General features: G+C 59.7%; 19 protein-coding genes and 2 tRNA genes. 11 read left to right on the top strand and 10 right to left on the bottom strand.

Annotated elements, in window-relative coordinates; genetic code table 11:
- Nucleotides 1-690, top strand: a complete 690-nt coding sequence (locus ABIT76_06035) for a dolichyl-phosphate beta-glucosyltransferase (GenBank protein MEO7932699.1) — start codon at nt 1-3, stop codon at nt 688-690.
- Here the strand turns inward: ABIT76_06035 and ABIT76_06030 are convergent.
- From ABIT76_06030 to ABIT76_06005, 6 genes are all read right to left on the bottom strand, one after another.
- Nucleotides 687-1,211, bottom strand: a complete 525-nt coding sequence (locus tag ABIT76_06030; GenBank protein ID MEO7932698.1) for a nucleotidyltransferase — start codon at nt 1,209-1,211, stop codon at nt 687-689. The genes ABIT76_06035 and ABIT76_06030 overlap by 4 nt on opposite strands.
- Nucleotides 1,172-1,393, bottom strand: coding sequence for a hypothetical protein (locus tag ABIT76_06025; protein ID MEO7932697.1), 222 nt, complete (start codon nt 1,391-1,393; stop codon nt 1,172-1,174). Before ABIT76_06025 ends, ABIT76_06030 begins: the two co-directional genes overlap by 40 nt.
- Before the next feature lie 142 nt (nt 1,394-1,535).
- Nucleotides 1,536-2,636 carry a 3-isopropylmalate dehydrogenase gene (leuB, locus tag ABIT76_06020; GenBank protein ID MEO7932696.1) on the bottom strand — a complete coding sequence of 367 codons (1,101 nt, stop codon included), beginning with the start codon at nt 2,634-2,636 and terminating at the stop codon, nt 1,536-1,538.
- A gap of 83 nt (nt 2,637-2,719) precedes the next feature.
- Nucleotides 2,720-4,624: a hypothetical protein gene (locus ABIT76_06015; protein MEO7932695.1), complete on the bottom strand. Its 1,905-nt coding sequence runs from the start codon at nt 4,622-4,624 to the stop codon at nt 2,720-2,722.
- 159 nt (nt 4,625-4,783) lie between these two features.
- Nucleotides 4,784-5,446 (bottom strand): phosphoribosylanthranilate isomerase, encoded by a 663-nt coding sequence (locus ABIT76_06010; protein MEO7932694.1) that lies wholly within the window; start codon nt 5,444-5,446, stop codon nt 4,784-4,786.
- On the bottom strand, nt 5,443-5,862 hold the full coding sequence (locus ABIT76_06005) for a phage holin family protein (GenBank protein ID MEO7932693.1): 420 nt from the start codon (nt 5,860-5,862) through the stop codon (nt 5,443-5,445). The genes ABIT76_06010 and ABIT76_06005 overlap by 4 nt, the downstream gene beginning before the upstream one ends.
- 132 nt (nt 5,863-5,994) lie before the next feature.
- On the opposite strand from ABIT76_06005, the gene ABIT76_06000 reads away from it, so the two are divergent.
- Together ABIT76_06000 and ABIT76_05995 are read left to right on the top strand one after the other, a co-directional pair.
- A complete protein-coding gene (locus tag ABIT76_06000) occupies nt 5,995-6,342 on the top strand; it encodes a hypothetical protein (protein MEO7932692.1) in 348 nt (115 codons plus the stop codon).
- A gap of 88 nt (nt 6,343-6,430) precedes the next feature.
- Nucleotides 6,431-7,912 (top strand): carboxypeptidase M32, encoded by a 1,482-nt coding sequence (locus ABIT76_05995; GenBank protein ID MEO7932691.1) that lies wholly within the window; start codon nt 6,431-6,433, stop codon nt 7,910-7,912.
- A 129-nt stretch (nt 7,913-8,041) separates the two neighbouring features.
- Here the strand turns inward: ABIT76_05995 and ABIT76_05990 are convergent, their stop codons facing one another.
- On the bottom strand, nt 8,042-9,283 hold the full coding sequence (locus ABIT76_05990; protein ID MEO7932690.1) for a hypothetical protein: 1,242 nt from the start codon (nt 9,281-9,283) through the stop codon (nt 8,042-8,044).
- Between the two features lie 26 nt (nt 9,284-9,309).
- On the opposite strand from ABIT76_05990, the gene ABIT76_05985 reads away from it, so the two are divergent.
- From ABIT76_05985 to ABIT76_05955, 7 genes are all read left to right on the top strand, one after another.
- Nucleotides 9,310-10,119, top strand: coding sequence for a TIGR00282 family metallophosphoesterase (locus ABIT76_05985; protein MEO7932689.1), 810 nt, complete (start codon nt 9,310-9,312; stop codon nt 10,117-10,119).
- Nucleotides 10,116-11,276, top strand: coding sequence for an acyltransferase (locus ABIT76_05980; GenBank protein MEO7932688.1), 1,161 nt, complete (start codon nt 10,116-10,118; stop codon nt 11,274-11,276). Before ABIT76_05985 ends, ABIT76_05980 begins: the two co-directional genes overlap by 4 nt.
- A gap of 9 nt (nt 11,277-11,285) precedes the next feature.
- Nucleotides 11,286-12,020 (top strand): TerC family protein, encoded by a 735-nt coding sequence (locus tag ABIT76_05975; GenBank protein ID MEO7932687.1) that lies wholly within the window; start codon nt 11,286-11,288, stop codon nt 12,018-12,020.
- A gap of 528 nt (nt 12,021-12,548) precedes the next feature.
- Nucleotides 12,549-13,241: a hypothetical protein gene (locus ABIT76_05970; GenBank protein MEO7932686.1), complete on the top strand. Its 693-nt coding sequence runs from the start codon at nt 12,549-12,551 to the stop codon at nt 13,239-13,241.
- Nucleotides 13,242-13,257: 16 nt separating this feature from the next.
- The gene (locus ABIT76_05965; protein MEO7932685.1) at nt 13,258-13,530 is read left to right on the top strand and encodes a hypothetical protein; all 273 of its coding nucleotides are present in this window, start codon (nt 13,258-13,260) and stop codon (nt 13,528-13,530) included.
- A 317-nt stretch (nt 13,531-13,847) separates the two neighbouring features.
- Entirely contained in the window at nt 13,848-15,461 is a 1,614-nt protein-coding gene (locus tag ABIT76_05960) for a 1,4-alpha-glucan branching protein domain-containing protein (GenBank protein MEO7932684.1), read from the top strand.
- Nucleotides 15,462-15,508: 47 nt separating this feature from the next.
- Nucleotides 15,509-16,027, top strand: coding sequence for an O-acetyl-ADP-ribose deacetylase (locus ABIT76_05955; protein ID MEO7932683.1), 519 nt, complete (start codon nt 15,509-15,511; stop codon nt 16,025-16,027).
- Nucleotides 16,028-16,059: 32 nt separating this feature from the next.
- Here ABIT76_05955 and ABIT76_05950 read toward each other — a convergent pair.
- From ABIT76_05950 to ABIT76_05940, 3 genes are all read right to left on the bottom strand, one after another.
- Nucleotides 16,060-16,134, bottom strand: a tRNA-Cys gene (locus tag ABIT76_05950).
- Nucleotides 16,135-16,158: 24 nt separating this feature from the next.
- A tRNA-Glu gene (locus ABIT76_05945) sits at nt 16,159-16,231 on the bottom strand.
- A gap of 89 nt (nt 16,232-16,320) precedes the next feature.
- Nucleotides 16,321-16,935, bottom strand: coding sequence for a hypothetical protein (locus ABIT76_05940; protein ID MEO7932682.1), 615 nt, complete (start codon nt 16,933-16,935; stop codon nt 16,321-16,323).
- A gap of 77 nt (nt 16,936-17,012) precedes the next feature.
- Here ABIT76_05940 and pabB point away from each other — a divergent pair, with 77 nt between their 5' ends.
- Entirely contained in the window at nt 17,013-18,239 is a 1,227-nt protein-coding gene (gene pabB, locus ABIT76_05935) for an aminodeoxychorismate synthase component I (protein MEO7932681.1), read from the top strand.
- The last annotated feature ends 2 nt before the right edge of the window (nt 18,240-18,241 follow it).

Raw genomic sequence — 18,241 nt, 5'->3', positions numbered from 1 at the left:
TTGTCCATTGTGATTCCGGCTTTTAATGAGGAATCGCGGCTGCCGGGGACGCTGGCGGTGCTGGCGGAGTTTGTCGCTGGGAAAAGTGCGGAAGTGATTCTGGCCGTTGAAAAAAGCACCGACGCGACGCTGGCGCTGGCGGAGTCGTTTGCGAAAAAGCACCCTCAATTTCGCGTGCTGGCGAATGACGTGCAACGCGGCAAAGGTTACGCCGTGAAACGCGGGATGCTCGCGGCGCAGGGCAAAATCGTGTTTTTCATGGACGCGGATCTGAGCGTGCCGGTGGCGACGGTGGAGGTGTTTGCAGCGGAGTTTGAGTCGAATCGGGAGATCGACATTTTGGTCGGCAACCGGCAGCACGCCGGGAGCGACATCGTGGCGGCGCAAGGCTGGCTGCGGCGTTCGATGGGGCAGACGTTCAATCACCTCGTGCGAATGATGTCGCGGATTCCGCTGCGCGACACGCAGTGCGGGTTCAAGGCGTTTCGGCGCAAGGCGGCGCGGGATCTTTTTGCAGCGCAGACGATCGATGGATTCGCCTTCGATGTGGAAATTCTCCTGCTCGCCCGCCAACGCGGCTACCGCATGGCTGATCTTCCTGTGGAATGGCGCAACTCGACCGCGAGCAAAGTCCACATCATCCACGACAGCCTGCAGATGCTCTGGGACATCTGGCGGTTAAAAACCTAGACTTCTGGCGGCGTCTGGCCGCGCGCGGCGAACCATTGGCGGAGAAAATACAGATCGCCCCGGTCTTTTTCGCGTCCGGTGCGCGATTTCATGCGCCACAGCAGTTCCGGGCTGGCAAAGGGAATCGCTACGCCGTCGATCTCGTGAATGACGACGCTTTTGGAGGCTTCGGCGTAGTCGATGCCCGAGGCGCTGGCCATGAGGTCAATGAGGATTTCGTCGGCCACACGCACGACGGTAAATTTAGCCACATCGCCGGGATCGAGTTCGCGCACGCAGCCGTCGGGCAGAGTGGCGAGAGCGGCGAAAACGCGGGCTTCGTTTTCCAGACTGGCGTCGATGAGGAGGTCCACATCGCCGGTGTGCCGAGGGTAGCCGTTGGCACGAATGGCAAATCCGCCTACGACGATGTAAGTGGCTCCTTGGGAAGTTAGCTCCCGGCAGAGCGCCGCCAGATCCTCCAATGAAGGATCGCGAGGAATCAGTTCGCCGGTATCCGGGTCAAATGGTCCATCAGCCATTGGTCAGCCTCCTCATGGCTTTTGAAACGATAGACGCCTCTCTTCACACGCAGACCGATGCCTGCGTTTTGCCATTGTTTATTGGCTTCGGTTTCGGAGCGTTTTGCCTGCAAAACACCAGAGGGATTCCTGCGGCCAACCGTTTTGCCGATGAATTCTTCGCAATTAACAATCGGTTGCATGGGGCAAGCACTACTCCGGTTGCAAGGCAGCAGCAAGAGGTTTGAGGTCGCACGGAGAAACACGGAGTTCACGGAGGAGGAAATGAGGCGCTTTTATTCCCTCTTTTTCTCCGTGAGCTCCGTGCCTCCGTGTGAAATTTTTTTAGAGGCGCTCCAGAATGGCGTCGCCCATGGCAGCGGTGCCGACGCGGGTCGTGCCTTCGCTCCAGATGTCGCCGGTGCGGAAGCCGTCGTCGATGCTCTGGCGAACGGCACGTTCGATGGCGAGGGCGGCGGTTTCTTCTCCGAGCGAGTGGCGGAGCAACATGGCGGCGCTGAGAATTTGCGCGATGGGATTGGCAATGCCCTTGCCCGCGATGTCGGGCGCGGTGCCGCCGCTGGGTTCGTAGAGACCGAAGGGAAGCGAGGTTGCGGGGTTGATTTTGCCAAGGCTGGCGCTGGGCAACATGCCCAGGGAACCGGTGATCATGGCCATTTCGTCGGATAAAATGTCGCCGAAAAGGTTTTCCGCGAGGACGACGTCGAAGCTTTTCGGCTGTTTGATGAGCTGCATCGCGGCGTTGTCCACGTAGAGGTGGCTCAAAGTCACATCGGGATATTCGGCGGCGACTTCGGTGACGGTTTTACGCCAGAGAACGCCATTTTCGAGAACGTTGGCTTTGTCGATGGAAGTGAGCTTTTTACTCCGGCCTTGGGCGGCTTTGAACGCAATGTGGGCGATGCGCACGATCTCGGATTTTTTGTAGATCATGGTGTCGATGGCGACCGGTTCGCCGTCGCGCATTTCGGTGCCTTTCGGCTGGCCAAAATAGAGGCCGCCGGTGAGTTCGCGGACGCACAGAACGTCGAATCCGCCCGCTACGAGGTCGGGCCGAATGGGCGACGCATGGGTGAGCGCCGGGAAGCAAAGCGCGGGGCGCAGGTTGGCGAAGAGCCCGAAATGTTTTCGGAGCGGCAGAAGGGCGGCGCGCTCGGGCTGCAAATTGGGCGGGAGCGATTCCCATTTGGGTCCGCCGACGCTGCCGAAAAGGATGGCGTGGCTTTTTTCGCAGGCCGCGAGGGTCGTTTGCGGAAGCGCCTCACCCTCGACGTCGATGGCGATGCCGCCGACGTTGTGCTCAGTGAAATGGAAGTCGAGTGCAAATTTTTCCGCGACTTTGTCGAGGATGCGCCGGGCCTGGGTCATGACTTCGGGGCCGATGCCGTCGCCGGCGAGAACTGCGATTTGATAGGAGTTGGACATAAATGAGGTGTGAGAAAATGAAAACGCCCCGGCCTCACTCAGGCCGGGGCGTTCATTTATTCAGAGCGGAGTCTGTCGATCAATTATTTCCCGCGATAATTCGTCGTGGTGATGGTGGTCGAACTGGATTTGACCCGCTTCGGCTGCTTGGGAATGCCCGGGGCCGGAATGCTAGCTGCGGCGGTCCGATTGGAAGTCGGGAGGATGCGGATCGAGCCTTTGGCGTTGTTTCTCCAGCCATTTGGATCGGCGAATTCCTCGCCGCTGTTGCTCAGGCCAGAAACCTGGTCTTCCAATCCGGTGCCGTAGCCCTGCTGAATGATCGTGGGAGTAACGAAGACGAGCAGGTTGCGCTTGGTCTTGGAATTAATCTTCTCTTGGAAGAGGTAGCCTAAGCCGGGAATGTCGCCCAAGACTGGAACCTTCGAGCGCTGTTTGCTACTTTCATCCTGTAAGAGACCGCCGATGGCCAGTGTATCGCCGCTCTTGATAAGAACATTCGATTCCAAGGTGCGTGTATCGATGATCGGGCTGAACACCGTGGCACCGCTGATGGTGAATTGAGCGTCGGAGACTTTGTTGCTGATCTCGGGTTTGACCGAGAGAGTCACAAAGTCGTCTTTATTGATGGAGGGTTTCACGACCAGCTTGTTGCCGTATTCCTTTTCTTCAAATCCACCGAAGACCGCAGTCGCCGTCTGCTCGTTGAAGTTCAGTTGAGGAACCGGTTGGCTGCGGACAATTTTGATCGTGGCTTCCTGGTTGTCAGCAGTGACGATCCGAGGGTTGGCGAGGAACTCGGCATCCTGATCCTCGTTCAAAAGGCGCATCGTCAGGGACATGGACGGAATACTCAAAATCGCAAACTGATTGCCAATGGAATTGAACTTGTTGCTACCCAAACCTGCGGCCTCATAGAAGTCTGTAGGTTGAAATTTGCCATCAGCAGTAGTCAATGTGGGCGGCTTGTCACCAACAAGAAAGGTTCCGGTTGGATCATACTTGGATGTGCCAGGTGTTACACCACCGTAGCGAAGGGTCTGAGCTTGGGATGAACTACCAAAAACGCCGCCCCAGTTGACTCCGTAGGCTTGCTTCGGATTAGCAGTGACTTCCACGAGGCGCGCTTCGATCATCACTTGGCGGGTGGGCTTATCGATGAGCTGGAGAAACGCTGCAATGGTGGCCATGTTCGACTTAAATTCCCGGTAGAAAATCGTGTTCGTGCGAGGATCGATCTGCGGCGGGATGCCGCTCAGGATTTGCGCTTGGAGCAGCGCGGCAGACGCATCGGCGCGGCCGTAGCTGAAGGTGTAGAAACCAGCGTCGGTCGGCTCTTTTTTCTTCTCTGCCTCGGTCTTGATGAAAAACGTGCCGTCGGTCTCATACATATAGAGGCCCTTGTCTTGGACGATGATCTGGATGGCTTGCATCGCCGTCTTGTTCTCGAGGCGCATCGTCACTGTTCCTTGAATGCTCTCGCCAACCACGAGATCGATCTTGGCCTGGCGGGCAAGCAAACGCAGCACCTGACCGAGTTCATCGCCTTGGAACTCACGAGGCTTGGCCCCGCCGGAAGCGACGGTCGATGTTTCGCTCGTACTCAGCGGGGGAAGACCTGCTTCTCCGGCAGGAGTTGCAGCCGTATCTGGAGCCATGTCGGAGGCAGCTCCGCCAATGGGAGGCTCGATGGCTGCGGGAATTTCGTTATTGGGCACATCCACAGGAGCCGGAGCCTGCAAAGTCGCAGGCGCTTCCGCAGTCGTGGGAATGGCCGGAGTGAGGCTCGGCTCGGGAGCCGCTGGCGGCGTGGGCACCGGAGCGGTGGGTGTAGGTGCTTGGGGAGTTTTCGGCTGGAGGAGGCCAGAGACGAGCTTCGGTGAAGCGGTCGGCGAGGCGACTTCCTGGGCTGAAGTGATGAGGGGGAACAACAGGCACAGGGAACTGAAGGCGCCCAGTGTGGAGATATTTCGGATTCGGGTAAACATGGCGTGCTGCTTTCTAAGGTTTGCGGTTTGCACAATCCTTTTAAGCAGAAAGCAGACCAACCCTGTTCCCGGAGTCAGAAGAAATTGCAGCCTCTTGCATTTGCGAATAAAGCCCCGAATTGGGCGGTTTCTTTCGCAGAAAAGAGATGCGAGTCGGGCCTAACTCGCTGATTTCCGCACTTCGGCGACGAATTGCCGCACTTCCCCGGCGCTTTTTTGCCGGGGATTTTCCTCAACTCCGCTCGCCACATCGACGTATCGCAATTTTGTGAGTCGCAAAGCCGTGGCCACATTCTCCGGAGTCAACCCTCCAGAAAGCAGCAGCCGTTCGGTTTCCGGGGCGGCCTGAATCCAGTTCCAATCAAATGTATGCCCGGTTCCGCCTCGTTCATTTCCGGCAAACGCGTCGAGCAACACTGGAAATTCCTCAAAGTCCGCCACGGCGCGCAAAGATTCGGCATTTTGCACGCGCAGAGCCTTGATCACCATTTTCTCACTCGCGGATGAGAGAGCTTTCGCAAAATCGACCGTTTCATCGCCATGCAACTGGATCGCGTCGAGGAACGGCTCCTCTAGCAGACGCATCGCCTCGTCGCGGGTCGGATTCACCACGACGGCTACGCGAAGCACAGAATCTGGCACCTTTTCCAGCCAGTGACGCTCCGTTTCCAATGCCACGAATCGCTTCGAGTCCGCATAGAAATTAAACCCCAACGCGTCCGCGCCCGCCTCGATCGCCATGCCCGCGTCTGCCGCATTGGTAATCCCGCAAATTTTCACTCCGACCGCTCCGGGCGCGAGCCGCTCAAAGGGCGTCCTCACTCGATCACCCGCCCCTGCGCTTGCTTCATCCCGCGGATTTGCGACGCGTTCGTCATCACTCGCACCCGTTTGTTTTCATCCTGAAACAGCGCACTTAACAACCACGACACCGTGCTGATAATAATGGAACCGAAAACCGTCGTCCAAAACCCGGTCACTTGAAAACCTGGCGTCAGTCCGCTGGTCAGCTTTAGCACCGCCGCGTTTACGATTAGGATAAAAAGGCCCATCGTCACGAGAATGAACGGCAGGCTCAAAAGCAGCAGCACCGGACGCACCAGCGCATTCAGCAGCCCCAAAACCAGCGCCGCCAATAACAATGCCACCCAACTCGTGTAGGTAATCCCGTCGAGGAGTTGGGCCGCGACCAGCACGGACACCGCCGTCACCATCCAGCGCAGGAAGAACGATTTCATGGCGGAAAGTAGCCCAGCCCACCTTGAAACCAAGCGGGAATCTTTTTTCTTCCGTCCCCGGCGTTTTCAGATATAAGACAACGCGTGTGGTCCTTTGGGTGGACCCTCAAACAGAAAGAAGAAAGTCGTATTATGGGAAAAAAAATCGTTAAACCAGCCGTCGTCGAGCCTGTAAAGGCCGTTACCAAAGCCGCTGCGCCAGTCGCGAAGCCGGCCGTGAAATCAGCAGCCAAAGCCGTGGCACCAGTCGCTCCTGTGAAGGAAGTGGTCGCCAAGAAACCGGTCGCTGCCAAAGTCGTTGCCGCCAAGGCCGCCGTCTCCGCTCCCAAGGCGAAGCCTGCCGCCAAGAAAGCTCCGACTCACGCGGAAATCCAGACACAGGCCTACTTCGTCGCACAGCGCCGCATCGCAAACGGCCTGCCCGGCGATTCCGCCAGTGATTGGATTCAGGCCGAAAAAGAACTTCTCGCCGGAAAGTAAGCCGCGCCGGCAAGATTCAGCCCCCATCTGAAAACGGTCGTCCCCGACCGTGCGGCAGCTTTTTATTCTAAAAACACCACTGCCGCCCATGCCGAACGCCTACGAAAAACTCGCTGAACGCGCCCGCGAGATCGCTCTGATCGACAACACCTCCAACGTCCTGCAATGGGACCAGGAGACGGTTCTTCCCAAGTCCGCCGCCGATTATCGCGGGCAGCAACTCGCCTACCTGACTGGGCAATCGCACCGGCTTTTCATTGCGCCCGAAGTCGGCGACTGGTTGAAAGCCGCCGCCGACCACGGCTACGAGTCGGGTTCCATTGAACTCGCGAACATCGCCCGCTGGCAGCGACGTTACGAACGCGCCACGCGGGTTCCAGTCGAGTTTGTCGAGACGTTGGAACGTGAGAAATCCCGCGGCCACGTCACCTGGGTCGAGGCCCGGCAGAAAAACGATTTCTCCCTCTTCCAGCCGAGCCTGACCCGACTCCTCGACCACTCGCGCACCTTGGCCGATTTCTGGGGTTATTCCTCCGACGGCGAACGCTACGACGCGCTCCTCGAATCCTACGAACCCGGCATCACCACGGCCCAGCTCACGAGTTTGTTTGCCGAGTTGCGCCCGCCGCTGATCGCCCTGCTTAACGAACGGAAAAACCAGCACCGCCCGCTCCAGCGCCTCGATGGCACGTTTCCCGCCGCTGACCAAGCCGCCTTTGCCCGCGATGTGGCGGAGGCGCTCGGGTATGATTTCAATGCAGGTCGCATCGACGTCACGGCGCACCCATTTTGCCTCACCGCCGGGCCGCGCGACATCCGCATCACCACGCGCTACGACGAGTCGGACTTTCTCTCCTCTTTATATAGCGTGCTCCACGAAACCGGCCACGCGCTCTACGAACTCGGGCTGCCGCAGGACCAATTTGGCCTGCCCAGCGGCACGGCGAGTTCCAATGGAATCCACGAAAGCCAGTCGCGGTTGTGGGAAAATCACATCGGTCGCTCCAGCACGTTTTGGCAGCGCTGGACCGACGACGCCCTCGCGCGGTTTCCCGATTTGCGCGACTTCGAGCCGGAGGACATCACCGCGGCGACGCAGTCGGTGCAGCCGAGTTTCATTCGAGTGGAGGCCGACGAAATGACCTACGACCTGCACATCATGCTGCGGTTTACCCTCGAAACGGCCCTTCTGCGCGGCGACCTCGAGGTGGCCGGACTTCCATCCGCATGGAACGAACTTTTCCAGAAATCGCTCGGACTCCGCGTGCCCGACGCCGCCCGCGGCTGCCTGCAAGACGTCCATTGGAGCTTCGCCGGGTTTGGCTATTTCCCGACTTACACCCTCGGAAATCTGAACGCCTCGCAACTCATGGCCACGGCGGAAACGAAAATCCCTCACCTCCAAGACGAGCTGACTCTGGGTAATTACGACCCGCTCCTGCAATGGCTGCGGCAGAATATTCATCGTCATGGGCAGACGTTGCTCGCTCCGGAAATCATGCAGGCCGCGACTGGGGAGACGACGAATCCGAAGTATCATCTGGCCTACCTGCGGGCGAAATATCTCTGATCGGGGACGTTTTCGGGAGAGCACGCGTCTCGCGTGTTCCCTTTTGCGTCTCGCGAAAGGGCGGTTCTCGCCATCGGACGAGACGTCCGCTGGAACACGCGAGACGCGTGCGCTCCCGACTGAGTACGCCTACTCCGGCGGTGTGGCTGGCACGCCCTTCAACGCATCGGCCACGGCATCGGCGTATTCGTTGAAAATGCTTTTGCGCTGGACGCCATTCACGTCGCGGGTGCCTTCGTAATCGCCCATCTGGATGCGGTCAAACGTGTCCAAATTGTTCATCACATAGGGCTCCAGGTAGAGCGTCGGGTTCCGGTAAAGGCGGTTCGCGAGGAGGTTGCGATACCAGACGTAGTCGCTGCCGGGCACTTTGAGGGCGTTGGGCGTGGTGTATTCGTAGGGCGGCAGGCGCGTGGCCACGGCGAGACTGCGGGCGACCGTGGCCGAGAGGGCGAGTTCGGTATTAATCGTCTGACTGAGCAATTTCTCGAGCATTTCCAGCCGCACGTCGTCGTAGGCCAGTTCGTCGGCTCCATACTGGCCATTGACCAGCAAATGCAGGTGATTCTTTTCCACAAACGATGGCAGCGTCGGGTCGCCCCAGGCCTCGGCGTTGAAATGAATGCAGATCGTGAGGTCGGGCTTTAGCACCTCGTTGTTGCGCTTGGCCCGGGCGCGAATCTCATTCACGCGATAAAACAGCCGCTCGGCTTCCCATTGAATGGAGTTTTGCTTCTGCGAATCGCTGATTCCACTGTAAGTCGGATGGATGTCCTTCACGCCTTTGAGCTGGAGCGATTCGGTCGCTTCCTCGGTGAGAATCTCGGGTCGAATCGGCGTCAGCGGCTGGTTGTCGTCGCGAACGAGCGCCACGAGGGCACCGGCAGAGCGGAGTTGGGCCGCAATCTTCCGGGCCACGAGCAGCGTCATGTCGCCCTCCGCGACGGGAGTGGTGTCGCCGACCTTAAACCAGCGCTCCTCCATTTTTGCCCAGTCGCCGCCGATGTGGCCGGGGTCGATGGCGATGCGTTTGCCGATGAGCGAACCGGGAACGACCGGCTTCCAGGTGACCGGCACCTCACGTTTCAGCTCCTCGCTTTCGGCGAAATCGAGCTGATAAAACCCCTCGTCGCCCGAGCCTCGCCGGATCAACGCGTGATCGGTGTCGATGCGAATCTGGTCCGCCGCCGCTCCATTCGGCGCATAAATCTCCCGCAGCAACCTCGCGAAATTATCCCGCGTGATCGTCTTTTGAAACTTGTCCAGCCGCGACCAATCCGGCGGGCGCGCCATCACGCTCACCCTCGCTTCCACACTGCCGATGAGCAGAAAAAACGCCGCCACCACCCAGATTACTTTGCGCTCGCTCATGGGGCCGGAGTATAAACCACGGCCTGATGTTACGGATACTTTTTTTAGGCGATATCGTGGGCTCACCGGGCCGCCGCGCAGTGATCGAAATGCTCCCCGACTTGCGCGAGGAACTGGCGCTGGATTTCGTGATTGTGAATGGCGAAAACGCCGCCGCCGGTCGCGGGATCACGGGTAAAATCTCCATCGACCTGCTGCGGGCCGGAGTCGCGGTCATCACCACCGGCGACCATGTCTGGGACCAAAAGGAGACTGCCGGTTACATCGTTACCGAGCCGCGTTTGCTGCGTCCGATCAACTACCCCGCCGACACGCCGGGGACGGGTTCCATCGTTCTCGAGACGGCCAAGGGCAAAGTCGGCGTCATCAACGTCCAGGGCCGCACCTTCATGCAGCCGATTCTGGAAAATCCGTTTCTCGCCATCGAAGCCGAAGTCCTCCGTATGCGCGAGGAAACGAAAGTCATCTTCGTCGATGTCCACGCCGAAACGACCAGCGAAAAGATCGCCATGGGCCGCTTCCTCGACGGCCAGGTTTCCGCCGTTTGCGGCACGCACACCCACACGCAGACCGCCGACGACCAGATCTTCCCCGGCGGCACGGCATTTCTCTGCGACGCCGGCATGTGCGGCCCCGTGGAATCCATCTTGGGTCGTGAGATCGGGCCGATCGTCAGCCGGTTCATCACGAATATGCCCGTCAATTTCCCCGTCGCCGAGGGCGAAGTCCGGCTGCACGGGATGCTCGTCGATATTGATGAAACCACCGGCCACGCCCTGGCCGTCAGCCGTTTCGTCCGCACCCACGCCGCATCACTGGCAGCCCCGGTCGAGTGAACACAGCGCCGGCGGCCTTCCCTCGAAACTGGGAATGCATCGATCTGCTCCGCGGGCTCGCCATTCTCGGGGTGGTCTTTTACCACTGCATCTATCCGGCGTTTCGGGTGCCGCCGATTGGGCTGCGCGAGTTCTTTACCGAGCCGTGGAGTGCGGAGCACTGGCTCTTCCCGCTGACCTTCAGTTCCATCCGCATCCCGCTGTTTTTTGTGATCAGCGGTTTTTGCATTCATTGGTCGTGGTTGCGCTCAAAGTCGTGGAGCGCCGGACGTTTCTTCTGGCGTCGTTTCTGGCGACTCTACCCGGCCTACCTCGTGGCCTTGGTCTGCTTCATCCTCCTGAAAACCGGCTGGCCGATCCGCTGGTCGAAGCACGGCTGGAATATCTCCTCGCACCTGCTCCTCTTCCACAATCTCGACGGGAAGTTCTTCAAATCCTACAACGGCGCCTTCTGGACCCTCGCCATCGAGGTGCAACTCTACGCGCTCTATCTGCCGCTGCTCGCGTTGCGCCGCCGCTTCGGCCTCGGCAAAACCGTCGCCGGGCTCTTCCTCCTCGCCAATGTCCTGCGACTCGTCCTGCTCCCGTGGGCCTTCGATGACCGGGGAAAAATCCGCCTTTTCCTCATGGATGCCACCCTGCTCCATTGGTTCGACTGGGCCATCGGCGCGTATCTGGCCGAGAAAATCTTCCGCCGCGAACCCGCCCTTCGTCGTTGGGCGCTCTGGCCGCTCGTCCTCCTCTGGCTGCTGGCCGACCTCTCACCCTGGACCGCTTTTTGGAAATTCACCCTCGCCTCGCTCATCGCCGCCAGCATCATGGAACGCCTCCTCCTCTGGGAACAATCCGGCGGACGCCTCTCGCGCTGGCCGGTCTGCCGCTGGCTGAGCGGAGTCGGAGTCGTCTCTTACTCACTCTACCTCTGGCACCTGCCCCTGCTCGATCTGGCCGTGAAAATGTTTGCCCCCTGGATTCGGCAGCCGTGGCCCATGTATGCCGCGCTCAATCTCCTCATCGTGCCCCTGCTCCTCGTCCTCGCGTGGGTCAGTTGCCGCTGCCTGGAAGTCGCTGGCGTGAAAATTGGCAACCGCCTCGCGCACCGCCCGGCCCGTCACGAACCCGATTCTCCGCTTGTTCGCGACGGAGCCGCAGGCTAAAGCACAGCCATGGATTTCCACTGGATCAGCGACTCACAAATCTGGATCAGCCTGCTCACGCTCACCTTTCTGGAGATCGTGCTCGGCATCGACAACCTCGTCTTCATCTCCATCCTCTCGGGCAAAGTCCCGCCCGACCAACGCGCCCGCGCCCGCACCACCGGCCTCGCCCTCGCCCTCGTCACCCGCGTCCTGCTCCTCCTCAGCATCTCCTGGCTCATGGCGATGGACCACCCGTTCATGCACGTCCTCGGCCACGGCGTCTCGGGAAAAGACCTCATCCTCCTGCTCGGCGGCCTCTTCCTCATCTGGAAATCCATTCACGAGATTCATAACAAACTCGAGGGCGCCGAGGAAGAGCACGCCACCGGCAAGACCCACGCCACCTTTAAGTCCGTCGTCATCCAGATCCTCCTCATCGACATCGTCTTCTCGCTCGACTCCGTCATCACCGCCGTCGGCATGGGGCAAAACATCTACGTGATGATCGCCGCCGTCGTCATCGCCCTCTTCGTCATGATCGCAGCCTCGGGCGGCATCAGCGCCTTTGTGGAAAAACATCCCACTGTCAAAATGCTCGCGCTCAGCTTCCTGCTCCTCATCGGCTTCGTCCTCGTCGCCGAAGGCTGCGGACAACACATTCCAAAGGGCTACATCTACTTCGCCATGGCCTTCTCCGTCGCCGTGGAAATGCTGAACCTGCGGATGAAGAAAAAGTCAGCGCCCGTGCATCTGCACCAGTAGGCGCGGCGCGTCCGAGCCTCCTGGCGGCCCACTTTTCTCTCCTCGCGACAGGTTGCAGCCTCCTCCTCGTTCCCAAACTCCGTTTGGGAATGCCTTGTCCCCGAAACTCCGTTTCCTCCGGGAGACTTCGGCAGAAGGAAACAAAGTTTCCCGAGCAAGTGCGTTCCCAAACTGGAGTTTGGGAACGAGAAGAGGTTCACTTTCCTCTCCTTGCGACGGGTTGGAGTCTCCTATTGGCCCACTTGGCCATCCTCCTGGCTCACTTGGGCATCCTCCTGGCATCTTGGGGCCGTCAGAATGCCGCGAGGATACGAAAGTGGGCCGCGAGGAGGTGATAAAATGCCCGGAGGAGGTCCCGACGCACCGCGAGGAGGCTCCATCCTATCGCGAGGAGGCCGGCATCTCCTGCCAGGAGGCCCCAGCGGACGGCGCGGGGAAGTTTTTTACGATTTGACTTGGATTGAATTGACTTTTCCCTGCGAAAAGGGCCCTATCGGCGGCAACAACCAACCACAAGGAGTCATCATTATGAGCGAAAGCGTCGAATTTATCAAAAATCGGGCCGTGAAAACCATCAGCGCAGCGAATCAAGTCGCCGCAGACTGGGTCTGGCCGGAGAAATCCCCCGCAGAAATGCAAACGCAGTTGCACGGCATCATCGGCGATACCGATGCGACTCCGCCCGTCGTCGGGCAGGAGGAAATCGTGGCCACCGCTCAGCAAACCATGCTCGGCTCGCGCATTGCCTGGGATGCCGGGCTCGACCAGTTGCATCTCTGGACGACGCAAGGCCTCGGCATGGCTCGCATCAAGTATCGCAACCAGCCGCTGCAGTTTGCCAAGCTCGACGGACTGACGGCGGTCGGTTCTAGCCGTGAGGAAACGCTCGCGGAGGCGCTGGAATGGCAGACGGCCTGGAAAAAACTCGATCCGAGTTGGGCTCCACTGCCCGCGAATACGCTGGTGGCGTTTGAGGCGTTGCGCGATCAATGCGCGGGCGACCTGAAGACCCATTACGCAGCGAAGCAGAGCGATCTGCGCGACGAAACCAACACGCTCGCCGCCCTCGCCCGCGACATGGAGGACATCAACGAAGCTTGGTATGCCGACGTCTGCCGCGTCTTCGTGGCCGGCACCCCGCACGGCGACATGATCCGCAGCACCATCCCCACGACTTACACGCCTCCCACTGCCAAACCACCCGTGCCGCCGGTGGGATAGGCGTATTCACCGCCTCATGATGAAACTCAAGCCGAGAACGGAGTTAAAACTGGCGGGGATTGGATTAGCTGTCATGGCCTTGCTGTTGACGCTGGCTGTCATTGTCTTTCTCAGGCAATTCATCCGGTTTCAGCACATCGCATGGCAGACAATGTTCCGTTCAGAGCACACCTACAACGCTTGCAAAGAAATCTGGCAGTCGCAAATCTTGGGTTTAGCTGGCATCGCGCTCATTTTCGGAGTCGGCGCGTGGGTTATCTTTAGACATGTGGATAAGATTCCAGACTGAGGAAGACGAACCACGTCACGAGGCAGAGCCGAGTCTGAGTCGAATGACGGAATAATCCGCTTTCCCTCGTTCCCAAGCTGAGCTTGGGGACGCGCTTGTCTTGGAAGCTTAGCTTCCTGGACGCTGGCTCGCGGTGTGGACCATGACGCCTCACGAAGCGGGAGCTTCGAGGACAATTACGTTACCAAGCTGGAGCTTGGTAACGAGGGGAACCTTGACCGTCTGAAAACGGATGCAGGGCGACGTTTGTGACTTTCCTGCGTTATCCGATTTTCTTGATTTCCTGATTCCTTCTTTCGGCTTACAGGTGTCGCCGTATGCCGAACCTTCGCAAAGGACATCTCGCTCTGATTCTGCACGCTCATCTGCCGTTTGTGCGGCACCCGGAGCATGCCGATTTCCTCGAGGAGGATTGGCTCTACGAGGCGATCTCGGAGACGTATGTGCCGCTCCTGAAGCTGTTTCACGGGTTGGAGGCGGATGGGATTCGCTTCCGCATGACGATGTCGCTCACGCCGACGCTCTGCGCGATGTTGCGCGATCCGCTGCTGCAACGGCGTTATGTGCGGCACATCGAGCGGCTGATCGGCCTGGCGCGGCAGGAGACGCATCGCACGATCGCCGATCCGCTGGTGCATGCGGAGGCGGAGCGTTATCACGCGCATTTTGTGGAATGCCGCGATCTGTTTTTGAAGTGGGACTGCGACCTGGTGCAGCAATTCGCGGGTTTGCAGAACCGGGGTTCCATTGAAATCATCACCTGCGCGGCGACCCATGGGTTTCTGCCGTTGATGCATTCCTATCCCGAAGCGGTGCGGGCGCAGATTCTGATCGCGCGCGACTCGTATCGGGAGTGTTTCGGACGCGACCCGCGCGGTATCTGGCTGCCGGAATGTGGCTACATTCAAGGCATCGAGCAGGTGTTGCAGGAGGCGAATATCCGGTGGTTTGTGATCGATTCGCATGGGCTGATGTTTGGCCAACCGCGGCCGCGCTATGCGATCTACTCGCCGTGTTACACGCCGGCGGGTCCGGCGGTGCTGGCGCGGGATCGCGATTCGTCGCGCCAGGTCTGGAGCGCGGAGGAGGGTTATCCCGGCGACCCGGCGTATCGGGATTTCTACCGCGACATCGGGCACGATCTGTCGCTGGATTATTTGCGCCCCTACCTGCCGGCGAACGGCGAGCGGAAGAACACGGGGATCAAGTATCACCGCATCACGGGCCGCACGCCGCACAAGGATCTGTATCATCGCGACTGGGCGATGGCGGCCGCCGATGCGCACGCGGGAGATTTCCTGCAGCATCGCATTGCGCAGTTTGAGAAGCTGCTGGCGGGCACGAATATCGAGCCGATCGTGGTGACGCCATTCGACGCGGAGTTATTTGGTCACTGGTGGCACGAGGGCCCGGAGTTTTTGAATCTGTTTCTGCGCAAGGCGGCGTGCGATCAGTCGGTATTTGAGTTGACCACGCCCGAGCGTTATCTGGAGTCGCATTCCACTCAGCAGATGATTATTCCCTCGGCCTCGAGTTGGGGTCACAAGGGTTATTGGGAGGTCTGGCTCGACCAGAGCAATGCGTGGATTTACCCGCACCTGCACGTGGCGGCGGAGCGGATGATCGCGACGGCGACGGAGTATTTCGGTGAGGCGGATGGGTTGAAAAATCGGGCGCTCAGCCAGATGGCCCGGGAGCTTCTCCTGGCGCAGAGCAGCGACTGGGCGTTTCTGATGAAGACGGGCACGGCGAGCGAGTACGCGAGCAAGCGAACGAAGGATCACGTGCTGCGTTTCACGCGGTTGCACGAGCAGTTGCAGGCGGGAAAGATCGACGAGGCGTTTCTGGTTTTCTGCGAGGAGCGCGACAATCTTTTCCCGACGGTGGACTGGCGTTATTATGCGCGCCCGATGGTGGCGGCGGCGGCCTAGAAGACTGACCCGGCATCCGGGATGACGGGGAGGCGCGTTTTTCCAGCATGGCGACTTTGAGTGCAATGCAGGCCGACATCACTACGCTGGCGGTCGATGCGGTTGTCAATGCGGCCAATTCCTCTCTGCTCGGTGGCGGCGGCGTGGATGGCGCGATTCATCGTGCAGCGGGTCCTGCACTGCTGGAGGAATGTCGTACGCTCGCCGGCTGCCAGACAGGCGATGCCAAACTCACCCGCGGTCACCGGCTGCCGGCGAAATATGTCATCCACACGGTCGGCCCTGTCTGGAATGGCGGCACCCAAGGCGCCGGGGGCGAGGCGGAATTGCTCGCCTCGTGCTATCGCCGCTCGTTGGAAATCGCGGCTGCAAACAACCTGACCTCGATCGCGTTTCCGGCGATTAGCACTGGAATCTACGGCTATCCGGTGGAAGCGGCGGCGCAGATTGCGGTGACGACGGCGAGAGATTTTCTCCAAACAACGACTTCGCTGCGGGAGATTATTTTCTGCTGTTTCTCGACACGCGACCTGCAGATTTACCAGCAGCTGCTCGCAGTAGAGTAAGAGCGATATCTCACGCTGATTAAGATGGAACTTGGAGGCGGGGGGGGGAATCGAACCCCCGAATAGGGCTTTTGCAGAGCCCTGCCTTACCACTTGGCTACCCCGCCAGATGATCCGGCAATGGAAAAAAGTAGCGCATACGGGACTCGAACCCGTCCACCAGCCTTGAGAGGGCTGTGACCTAACCGACTAGTCGAATGCGCCGTTTGGTGGGTTGTAGAATAATCGCGAAAATCGGAATGACAAGCGGCAAACCGCGCCCAGATTGCGATGCAACTCGACCCTTAAAATTTTCAATTCTCCAGAGACGGCTGGAGGTCGGATCGTTCGCCGGTCGGGGCCTTGGCCTCGCTGTCGGGGCTGTCCGCGCCCTCGGACTTTGTCTGAACCAGGGCCGCCGGTTTGGTGGGAGCCTTGTAATCGGGCTCGGTGCGAATGCGGGCGAGGCGGTTTTGCTGGGCAAACGACCATGCCTGCGCCTGCGTCTTGAGCGCGGGCGAGGTCTGGCTGATGTGCGTCTCGATGGCCTGATAATACTCACGCAGCAGGGCGCGTTTCTCACGTTCCGTCGGCGCGGCAAAGGCCCGCAGCTTGATGTCGGCGAGGGTAAAATTTTCCTCCGCCTCGGTCTTGGCCGATCGGAAAGCCTCCGCGAGTTTGCGTTGCTCATCCACGGTCGGGCCGCTCAGCGGAATGATGCCGCCCGAGGGCAATGGCTGGACAGCCATGCCGCTCAGATCCGGGCTCGGCTCGGGTGTGGGCGTGCTGAGAAGCGGTTCCTCGGGGAGAACAGATTGCTCGGTGGCCTCCTGCGTGGCGGCGGTGGAATCGTCCTTCGGCTTCGGGCTGAGGGCCTGGGCCAAAGTGAATGCGCAGCAGGCGGCGAGGGCGATAAGTGGTGTCTTCACGAGGCCAAGGTAACAAATTCGCGCCGTTTGCAAAGAATGCGTTTGCACCCATTTCAGCCCGCTGCCAAAACTCGCTCATGGCGACGCACCCGCCCACCATTTCCGCTTTTTCGTCGCTCGCCCTGGACCTCACGCCGTGGGAAGTGGCCGCGGGGTTGCGAACCTGCGCCGGGTTCGTGTTTCTGGATTCCGTGACGGCAGCGGCGGGTCAGATCTCGATCATCGGAGTCGAACCCGACTGCGTTCTGGAGGGAACGGATTTTCCTGAACTGGAGGCTGAGGTCGCGAAACGTCAGCGCGTGACGTCCGACCAGGGCTGGCCTGTCGGCGCGGCAATCGGGTTCGTCAGCTACGAGGGAAAATTTTGCTTCGGCTTCTACGACGATCTGCTGGTTTACGATCACGGGCAGCAGCGCTGGTTTGGCAGCAGCCGACTGGTAGAAAAAATCGCGGCTCCAGTCGAGTTCCATGCGAATGAGAAACTCCACTTCCGCGCCACGCTTTCCGGCGACGAATATTGCCGGCAAGTCGCGCTGGCGAAGGACTGGATCGCGGCGGGCGACATTTATCAGGTCAACGTCACGCACGAGTTTGAGGCGACTTGGAGCGGCGAGGGTTTTGCGTTGTTCGAGCTGTTGCGACACTACTCGCCTGCGCCGTATTCGGCGTTCCTCGATTTGAATGGAACCCAGATCATTTCCTCGTCGCCGGAGTTGTTTCTAAAAATAAGCGGACGCCACATCGTCACGCGTCCGATCAAGGGCACCCGGCCCCGCGCCGCCGACCAGGAACGCGACGAGCTGGCCGCTTACGAGCTGATCACATCGCCGAAGGAAGTGTCGGAGCTGGTCATGATCACCGACCTGGAGCGCAACGATCTCGGGCAGATTTGCGAGTATGGCAGTGTGCGCGTGACCGAGCTTTTGAAACTGGAGCGCTACGAGCAAGTCTTCCATCTCGTCTCGACGGTCGAAGGTGAGTTGCGGTCGAATGTCAGCCACGTCGCGGCTCTCGCGGCCTGCTTTCCCGGAGGCTCGATCACGGGTGCGCCGAAGCATCGAGCCCGGGAAATTATTCGCGAACTGGAGCAGCGCGAGCGCGGCATTTACACGGGCGCGATCGGGTATTTTGGCTACAACGGAGAGAGCCAGTTTAGCATCGCGATCCGGACGATTTGCCAGCAAGGCGACCAAGTCAGTTTCGCGGTCGGTGCGGGAATCGTGGCCGACTCCGATCCGGCTCGCGAATACCAAGAAACGCTCGACAAAGCCGCAGGCATCCTGCTGGCGGCAAGTCGAGTTTGAGT

This window comes from Chthoniobacterales bacterium, assembly GCA_039930045.1.
GTDB lineage: Bacteria > Verrucomicrobiota > Verrucomicrobiia > Chthoniobacterales > DASVRZ01 > DASVRZ01.
Note: the sequence above shows the minus strand (reverse complement) of the source record. Positions and strands in the feature narration are given on the sequence as shown.